The 8,447-nt window shown below is 73.8% G+C and carries 6 protein-coding genes and 1 pseudogene; 5 read left to right on the top strand and 2 right to left on the bottom strand.

The window, feature by feature from the left end:
• Nucleotides 1-613 (bottom strand): annotated as a pseudogene (locus J7E86_RS30565) (hypothetical protein); the annotation flags it as partial.
• Nucleotides 614-1,039: 426 nt separating this feature from the next.
• On the opposite strand from J7E86_RS30565, the gene leuS reads away from it, so the two are divergent.
• The 4 genes from leuS (at nt 1,040) to J7E86_RS30545 (ending at nt 6,886) form a co-directional block, all read left to right on the top strand.
• Nucleotides 1,040-3,886, top strand: coding sequence for a leucine--tRNA ligase (leuS, locus tag J7E86_RS30560; protein WP_215086069.1), 2,847 nt, complete (start codon nt 1,040-1,042; stop codon nt 3,884-3,886).
• Nucleotides 3,887-4,089: 203 nt separating this feature from the next.
• Nucleotides 4,090-4,812: a hypothetical protein gene (locus J7E86_RS30555; RefSeq protein WP_215086068.1), complete on the top strand. Its 723-nt coding sequence runs from the start codon at nt 4,090-4,092 to the stop codon at nt 4,810-4,812.
• 93 nt (nt 4,813-4,905) lie between these two features.
• On the top strand, nt 4,906-5,751 hold the full coding sequence (locus J7E86_RS30550; protein WP_215086067.1) for a DegV family protein: 846 nt from the start codon (nt 4,906-4,908) through the stop codon (nt 5,749-5,751).
• A gap of 175 nt (nt 5,752-5,926) precedes the next feature.
• On the top strand, nt 5,927-6,886 hold the full coding sequence (locus J7E86_RS30545; protein WP_215086066.1) for a ComEA family DNA-binding protein: 960 nt from the start codon (nt 5,927-5,929) through the stop codon (nt 6,884-6,886).
• 133 nt (nt 6,887-7,019) lie between these two features.
• Here J7E86_RS30545 and J7E86_RS32170 read toward each other — a convergent pair whose 3' ends face one another.
• On the bottom strand, nt 7,020-7,142 hold the full coding sequence (locus J7E86_RS32170; protein WP_374223885.1) for a hypothetical protein: 123 nt from the start codon (nt 7,140-7,142) through the stop codon (nt 7,020-7,022).
• On the opposite strand from J7E86_RS32170, the gene J7E86_RS30540 reads away from it, so the two are divergent.
• On the top strand, nt 7,141-8,447 hold a 1,307-nt coding region (locus J7E86_RS30540; protein ID WP_374223884.1), incomplete at its 3' end, for a ComEC/Rec2 family competence protein. The genes J7E86_RS32170 and J7E86_RS30540 overlap by 2 nt on opposite strands.

Below are 8,447 nucleotides of genomic sequence, written 5' to 3'. Positions count from 1 at the left end.
GGGCGGCGTGGGCGCCCGGCGCGGAGACGGCGGTGGGCGCCGGCTTGAGGGGAGCCGCTCCGGCGGGCTCGGTGTCGGACGTGCTGCGACGGCGCGCGCGGACCAGCCGGAAGGCCAGCGCTCCCGCGACCGCCGCCAGGCACAGTCCGTAGCACCCTGTCACCCAATTCGCCGGGGGGCGCCCCGCGTTGAGGCCGTGCAGGACGGCGGCGCACCACGCCGGGTAGGCGCAGGCGTGCAGCGCGCGCCACCGTTGGGCGGCGCGGCCGCATCCCGCGAAAGCGCTCCGCAAGGCTCCGGTCGCGCCGGCGAGCACCATCAGGTAGGCGGCGAGCGCGCCCAGCCCGATCAGTCCGCCCGCGCCACGGAAGCCCGAGGAGAACGGCAGCAGGGCGGCGCCGGCCGAGGTGTGCGCCTCGGCGACCTTGACGCCGATGTGCACCAGGAGGAAGCCGAGCGCTCCGACGGCGGTCGCGCGGTGGACCGCCTGGGCGAGCAGCCGGGCGCGCGGGGTGAGGAGCAGCCGGTCGGCGGCGATGAGCCCCCAGACGACAGTGGCGGTGAGCGAGACCAGCGCGAGGACTCCACCGGTGTGGTCGAGGAAGCGGTTCATGCCCCAGCACGCTAGGCAGCGGCGCGGGGGCACCGGGTCCGCTTCGTGCAACACCGGTGCGGCGGGTGGTCGCGCTGCTAACGTTTGTTCGTTCTGCGCCACGCGGGGTGATCGAGGGGTGACGGTTCGTGTCGGCTCCCGGGGTGTGGTGCGGGTGCGGGTCCGCGCTCGGTCCCGGGTCCCGGTCCGGCGGTAGCGCCCGTACCGGCCGCGCGCCCGGAGCCCTTACCTCGGTGCGGGCCCTTCGGCCCCTGCGGTAACCTGACCCCATGCGTGCCGTACGCCTTCTGCTTAGCGGGCCGCGCTGATCAGTACCGACCGGTGACCTCGGTCGGCATCGGCGCGGCGTCCCCTCCTGTGCGAGGGGATTTTTCATTTCCGCGGGTGCCGCAGGTAGAGACGACGATCGATGGAGCTTTGAGGACGATGAGCGAGACCAACACCGCCGCCGAGGTGGCTGCCCCGCACCGCTACACGGCCGCGCTGGCCGCTGACATCGAGGCACGCTGGCAGGACTTCTGGGACGCGAACGACACCTACGCGGCACCCAACCCCAGCGGTGACCTGGCGGGCGACGCCGCGGTCGTCGACCGGCCCAAGAAGTTCATCATGGACATGTTCCCGTACCCCTCCGGTGCGGGCCTGCACGTCGGCCACCCGCTGGGCTACATCGCCACCGACGTCTACGCGCGCTACCACCGCATGACGGGCCACAACGTCCTGCACACCCTCGGCTTCGACGCCTTCGGCCTGCCGGCCGAGCAGTACGCCGTGCAGACCGGCACCCACCCGCGCGTCTCCACCGAGGCGAACATCGAGAACATGAAGACCCAGCTGCGGCGGCTGGGCCTGGGCCACGACAAGCGCCGGTCGTTCGCCACGATCGACCCGGACTACTACAAGTGGACCCAGTGGATCTTCCTCCAGATCTTCAACTCCTGGTACGACGAGGACGCGAAGAAGGCCCGGCCGATCGACGACCTGATCACCGAGTTCGAGGCCGGTGAGCGCACCCACGCCGACGGCCGCACGTGGGACGAGCTGAGCGAGACCGAGCGCGCCGACGTCCTGGGCCAGTACCGCCTGGCCTACGCCTCCGACGCGCCGGTCAACTGGTGCCCCGGCCTGGGCACCGTCCTGGCCAACGAGGAGGTCACCGCCGACGGCCGCTCCGAGCGCGGCAACTTCCCCGTGTTCAAGTCCAAGCTGCGCCAGTGGAACATGCGGATCACCGCCTACGCGGACCGCCTGATCGACGACCTGGACGCCCTGGACTGGCCCGAGGCCATCAAGCTCCAGCAGCGCAACTGGATCGGCCGCAGCGAGGGCGCCCGCGTCGCCTTCCAGGTCGCCGGGCACGACGAGAAGATCACCGTCTTCACCACCCGCCCCGACACCCTCTTCGGCGCCACCTACATGGTGCTGGCCCCCGAGCACGAGCTGGTCGACGCCGTCGTCCCGGCCGAGTGGCCCGAGGGCACCAAGGACGCGTGGACCGGCGGCGCCCGCACCCCGGCCGACGCCGTCGCGGCGTACCGCAAGCAGGCCCAGTCCAAGACCGACGTCGAGCGCCAGACCGAGGGCAAGGACAAGACCGGTGTCTTCACCGGCGCGTACGCCCTCAACCCGCTGACGGGCGAGCGGATCCCCGTCTTCGTCGCCGACTACGTCCTCATGGGCTACGGCACCGGCGCCATCATGGCCGTCCCCGGCCAGGACGAGCGCGACTGGGAGTTCGCGACCGTCTTCGAGCTGCCGATCGTCCGCACGGTCCAGCCCCCGGAGGGCTGGGAGGGCGAGGCGTACGGCGGCCAGGGCCCGGCGATCAACTCCGCGAACGACGAGATCGACCTGAACGGCATGGACGTCGACGAGGCCAAGAGCACCGTCATCGCCCACCTGACCGAGCGCGGCATCGGCGAAGGCACCATCAACTTCCGCCTGCGCGACTGGCTGTTCAGCCGCCAGCGCTACTGGGGCGAGCCCTTCCCGATCGTCTACGACGAGGACGGCGTCGCCCACCCGCTGCCCGAGTCGATGCTGCCGCTGGAGCTGCCCGAGGTCGAGGACTACTCGCCGCGCACCTTCGAGCCGGACGACGCCGACACCTCCCCCGAGACCCCGCTGTCCCGCAACGAGGACTGGGTCAACGTGGAGCTGGACCTGGGCGACGGCCCCAAGCGCTACCGCCGCGAGACCAACACCATGCCCAACTGGGCCGGTTCGTGCTGGTACGAGCTGCGCTACCTGGACCCGCACAACAGCGAGAGCCTGGTCTCCGCCGACGCCGAGCGCTACTGGATGGGCCCGCGCGAGGGACAGCCGCACGGCGGTGTCGACCTCTACGTCGGCGGCGCCGAGCACGCCGTACTGCACCTGCTGTACGCCCGCTTTTGGTCCAAGGTCCTCTTCGACCTGGGCCACGTCTCCTCGGCCGAGCCGTTCCACAAGCTCTACAACCAGGGCATGATCCAGGCGTTCGTCTACCGCGACAGCCGTGGCATCGCCGTGCCGGCCACCGAGGTCGAGGAGCGCGACGGCAAGTTCTTCCACCAGGGCGAGCCGGTCAGCCGCGTCCTGGGCAAGATGGGCAAGTCCCTGAAGAACGCCGTCACGCCGGACGAGATCTGCGCCGAGTACGGTGCCGACACCCTGCGCCTGTACGAGATGGCCATGGGCCCCCTGGACGTCTCCCGTCCCTGGGACACCCGCGCCGTCGTCGGCCAGTACCGGCTGCTGCAGCGCCTGTGGCGCAATGTCGTCGACGAGGCGACCGGCGAGGTCACGGTCGTCGGCACGGAGGCCGACGAGGCCACGCTGCGCGCCCTGCACAGGGCCATCGACGGTGTCGGCCAGGACATGGCGAACCTGCGCTTCAACACCGCCATCGCCAAGGTCACCGAGCTGAACAACTTCGTGACCAAGCTCAACGAGGTGCCCCGCTCCGTCGCCGAGCGCATGGTGCTGCTGGTCGCCCCGCTGGCTCCGCACATCGCCGAGGAGCTGTGGCGCAAGCTGGGCCACACCGGCTCGGTCGTCCACGAGGACTTCCCCGTCGCCGACCCCGCCTACCTGGTCGACGAGGCCGTGACCTGCGTCGTCCAGATCAAGGGCAAGGTCAAGGCGCGGCTGGAGGTCGCCCCGTCGATCTCCGACGAGGAGCTGGAGCGGGTGGCTCTGGCCGACCCGGCGGTCGTCGCGGCGCTGGGCGGTGCCGGCATCCGCAAGGTGATCGTCCGGGCGCCGAAGCTGGTGAACATCGTCCCCGCGTAACGCACGCGAACGGCTCGGGGCGGACCTGAGGGTTTGTCCCTACGGGCAGGTTGGGGGTTCCATCGGAACCCCCGGCCTGCCCTTTCCGTTTACGGTGGAGGGGTGACCCGGCGCCCTGCCGACCCGTTGTCCGCCGACTGCCCCGCCGACTGCCCCGCCGACTGCCCCGCCGACTGCCCCGCCGACCTCGCTGAGGAGCGCCCATGGAAGCCGCGGTCGTGATCATCGCGCTGATCTTCGCGATCTTCGTCGCACTCGGCGTGTTCGCCACGGTCAAGACCGTGCGCGCGGTCAAGCGCGGCGTCGACCGCACGGTCACCCAGGCCCGCCGCACCGTCGAGGACACCCGGCTCAAGGCGCGGACGTACGCCCAGCCCGGCGCGGCCGGCGAGGTCGCGCAGCTGCGCCTGTCCTTGCGGACGTCCATGCGCGCCACCCAGGAGGCGCTGCGGGTGGCCGCCCCCGAGGATCCCTCGCTGTCGGAGGCACTGTCGCTCTTCCAGCGGCTCAGCGCCCACGGCCACGAGCTCGACGAGGAGCTCAGGCGGCTGGAGGGCGAGCCGGACCGGACCAGGATCGCCGCGTGCCTGCCCGGTCTGCGCGAGCGCACGGAGCGGGTGCGGGACTCGGCGGACTCGCTGCGGTTCGCGGCTCAGGACCGGGCCAGGCGGTTCGCGGAGGACGACCTGGACGCCTTGAGCGGGCAGATCCGGATGGAGGCCGGGGCGCTGCGGCACTGGACGACCGAGGAGCCGGCGCCCGCCCCCGCGCCGCCCGCCCCCGCGCCGTCCGCGGAAAGGGGCGAGGAGTCCGAGGCCGCGGCGTCCCCGGAGCGTCCCGCGCGTCCCTCGATCACCGGTCGGCCGTCCCGGCAGCAGCCCGCCCCCTCCTGGCAGAAGACCCGCCGCCCCGAGAGCACTACCTGACCGACCGCCCCGCTGTCCGGCCGTACGCCGGGATGATCACGCGTACGGGGCTCGTACTGCCACCGGAGCGCCCCGGCGGGTAACCTCCGGAACATGCCCCGCCACGTCGCTGTCGTCACGGATTCCACGGCCTATCTGCCGCAGCAGGCGATGCGGCGCCACGGCATCGCGGCCGTACCGCTGACGGTCGTCCTGGGTGACGAGGCGCTGGAGGAGGGCACCGAGATCTCGGCCCGGTCCGTGGCACAGGCCCTGCAGAAGCGCAGGCCGGTGACCACCTCACGACCCGGGCCGGAAGTCTTCGCCGCCGCCTACCGCGCGGCCGCCGAGTCCGGTGCCGACGGCATCATCTCCCTCCACCTCTCCGCCGAGATCTCCGGTACGTACGACGCGGCGGTCCTCGCGGCGCGGGAGGCGCCCGTGCCGGTGCGGGTCGTGGACACGGGCATGGTCGCCATGGCCCTCGGCTTCTGCGCGCTGGCCGCCGCCGAGACGGCGGAGGCGGGCGGCACCCTCGACGAGGCGGTCGCGGCCGCCGAGAAGCGCGCGCAGGGCACGACGGCGTTCTTCTACGTCGACACCCTCGACTACCTCCGCCGCGGCGGACGGATCGGCACGGCCCAGGCGCTGCTCGGCTCGGCGCTGGCCGTCAAACCGCTGCTGCAGCTCGACGGCGGCCGCATCCAGCTGCGCGAGAAGGTCCGTACGGCATCCAAGGCCATCGCCCGCCTCGAAGAGATCGCCGTGGAGCGGGCCGGTGCCGCGCCCGTCGACATCGCCGTCCACCACTTGGCGGCCCCCGACCGCGCGACACTCCTCGCGGACCGGCTGCGGGAGCGGGTGCCGGGGCTGGTGGACCTGCACGTCAGCGAGGTCGGGGCGGTCATCGGGGCGCACACGGGGCCCGGGCTGCTGGGTGTGGTGATCGCGCCGCGGTAGCGGTGGGGGAGCGGTGGGGTGATGGCGATGGGCGGCGGGTTACCGTCCGGTCGGATCGCTCCGGGGTGACGGTGGTTGCCACTCCCGGGTGAGGGAGTTTTCCACAACTGGCCGGTTATCCACGGGAATCGAGCCGCTTCAGCGGGATCGCCGGAACGCGCCTACGGTCGTCGGCATGACAGATCACCCGGCCCGCCCGGCCCGCTCCGACCCCTTGGCACATCTGGCCCTCGCGGCCTATTCCGACATCTCCACACGCGACCTTCCCGGCTCCGGCGGCTCGCAACGTGAGCGCGCGGCCGCGTTGTTCCCCGGGGCGCCGGCCCCGGTGCGGGGGAGCCCCGACCCACCGGCGCCCGCGTCCGCGCCCTTGCCCTTGCCCTTGCCGGACGAGCCCAATCGCTCCCGTGGGCCGGCCGCTTGGCGGCTCGCCGTGGGGGAACGGCTGCCGATGTGGGTGCAACTGCGGTGCGGCATCGAACGCAGGACACTCGCCGCGCTCGTGATCGTGCTGGTCGCGGCGTGCGCCTTCGCCGCCCACCACTTCTGGGCGGGCCGGCCCCAGGCCGTACGGGCGCCCGAGCGGCGGCTCCCGGCCGTGACGGTGGCCACGACCGCGCCCATCGCGGCGGCGCCGGCGAACGGTCCCGGCACGGCCGGCCCGGGTCCGGCCGCACCCGGCCGTGCGGAGCCGTCCGGCGGGAGCGTGGTGGTGGACGTGGCGGGCAAGGTGCGGCGGCCCGGCATCCAGCGTCTGCCGGCCGGTTCACGGGTCGTCGACGCGCTGAACGCGGCAGGCGGAGCTCGCGAGGGCGCCGACACGACGGGCCTGAACCGGGCGCGCGTCCTCACCGACGGCGAACACATCGTGGTGGGCTCGCCGCAGGCGGATACGCCACCGGCCGGTATCCAGGGAGGAGCCGGAGGGACGGGGCAGCCCGGCGGGCCGGTCAGCCTCAACACCGCCACGGTCGAACAGCTCGATGCCCTGCCCGGCGTCGGCCCCGTGCTCGCTCAGCACATCCTCGACTACCGCACCCGGCACGGCGGCTTCCGTTCCGTCGACGAGCTCCGCCACGTCAACGGCATCGGCGCCCGCCGCTTCACCGACCTGCGCCCCTTGGTGCAGCCATGAGGCGGGCGGGCGGCACCGGTGGGGCAGACGCTCCGGACGGTGGACCCCTCTCCGTACAAGGTGATGCGGACGCGATCTCCCCGGCGAGAGGCGCCCCGGCTCCCGAGCCCGCACCGGTCCCCACCGGGCCGCGTCAGGAGGGACCCGCCGACCTCCGGCTGGCCGTGCCGGCGTGCGCGGCGTGGGCGGCGGCGGCCTGGGCGGTGACGGCGGACGGGAGGGTCGTCACCGTCACCGTCACCGCCGCGGTACTCATGGCGGCCGCACTGCTCATCGGCACCCGGCACCGACGCCCCGCGGCGCCAACCGGCCGGAGCGGCACGTCCGTCGCCGTGGCGGCCGTGCTGCTGTGCGCCGTGGCGGGCGCGACGGTGGGCGCTCTGCGGGCCGCCGACACCCGCCGCGGGCCCCTGCCCGCCCTGGCCCGGCAGTACGGGCAGGCCACTGTCGACGTGACCGTCACCGGCGACCCCCGGGCCACCCGCCCACGGGTCCGCGGGGCGGCCCGCGCCGCACCCGCCGTCGTGTTCGAGGCCGAAGCGACCCGTGTGACCACCGCACACGACACCACGGCCACCCGCACACCGGTCATGGTGATCGCCCCTCCGTCGTGGTCGGGGCTGCTGCCCTCCACCCGCCTCCGTGTCGAAGGCCGCCTCGCCCCGCCCTCCCGCGAGGGCGACCGCGTCGCCGCCGTCGTACGCACCCGCGATCACGGCCCGCCCCCGGTCGTCGAGGAGCCCTCGGCCCTCCAGCGCGCCGCCGCCCGGCTGCGCGCGGGCCTGCGCACCGCCACGGACGGGCTCGCGCCGGACGCACGCGCGCTGCTGCCCGGTCTGGTGGTCGGCGACACCTCCCGCATCCCGCCCGACCTCGAAGAGGCATTCCGTGCCACGGATCTGACGCACTTACTGGCCGTCTCGGGCAGCAACCTCGCCATCCTCATCGCGGTGCTGATCGGGCCGGCGCACCTGGCCACCCGTGCCGAGCGCCGTGGGCTGGCCGCCCGGCTGGGAATCCCGCTGCGGGCGACGGCGGTGCTGGGTGCCTGCCTCGCGCTGGGTTTCGTGATCGTGTGCCGCCCGGAGCCCAGTGTCCTGCGGGCCGCCGCGTGCGGCCTGGTCACCCTGCTGGCCATCGGCACGGGCAGGCGCCGCAGCCTGCTCCCCGCGCTGGCGGCCGCCGCGCTGCTGCTCGTCCTCTACGACCCGTGGCTGGCGCGCAGTTACGGTTTCCTGCTGTCCGTCCTGGCCACCGGCGCCCTGCTGACGATCGCTCCCCGCTGGAGCGCGGCCCTGCGGAGGCGCGGGGTGCCGCCCCGGGTGGCGGAGGCCCTCGCCGCCGCGGCCGCCGCGCAGGCGGTGTGCGCGCCGGTGATCGCCGTGATGGCGGCGAGGGTGAGCCTGGTGGCGGTGCCGTGCAACCTCCTCGCCGAGGCGGCCGTCGCGCCCGCCACGGTCCTCGGGTTCGCCGCCCTGGCCGTGGCGCCGCTGGCCATGCCCGCCGCCGAGTGCCTCGCATGGCTCGCCGGCTGGCCCGCGTCCTGGGCCGCGGCCGTGGC

Source organism: Streptomyces sp. ISL-11 (genome assembly GCF_018614525.1).
Lineage (GTDB): Bacteria > Actinomycetota > Actinomycetes > Streptomycetales > Streptomycetaceae > Streptomyces.
Note: the sequence above shows the minus strand (reverse complement) of the source record. Positions and strands in the feature narration are given on the sequence as shown.

Coding starts and splice junctions, on each gene's coding strand:
- J7E86_RS30555 (WP_215086068.1), top strand. CDS start 4,090: ATGGAAGCCGCGGTCGTGATCATCGCGCTGATCTTCGCGATCTTCGTC.
- J7E86_RS32170 (WP_374223885.1), bottom strand. CDS start 7,142: ATGAGTACCGCGGCGGTGACGGTGACGGTGACGACCCTCCCGTCCGCC.
- J7E86_RS30545 (WP_215086066.1), top strand. CDS start 5,927: ATGACAGATCACCCGGCCCGCCCGGCCCGCTCCGACCCCTTGGCACAT.
- leuS (WP_215086069.1), top strand. CDS start 1,040: ATGAGCGAGACCAACACCGCCGCCGAGGTGGCTGCCCCGCACCGCTAC.
- J7E86_RS30550 (WP_215086067.1), top strand. CDS start 4,906: ATGCCCCGCCACGTCGCTGTCGTCACGGATTCCACGGCCTATCTGCCG.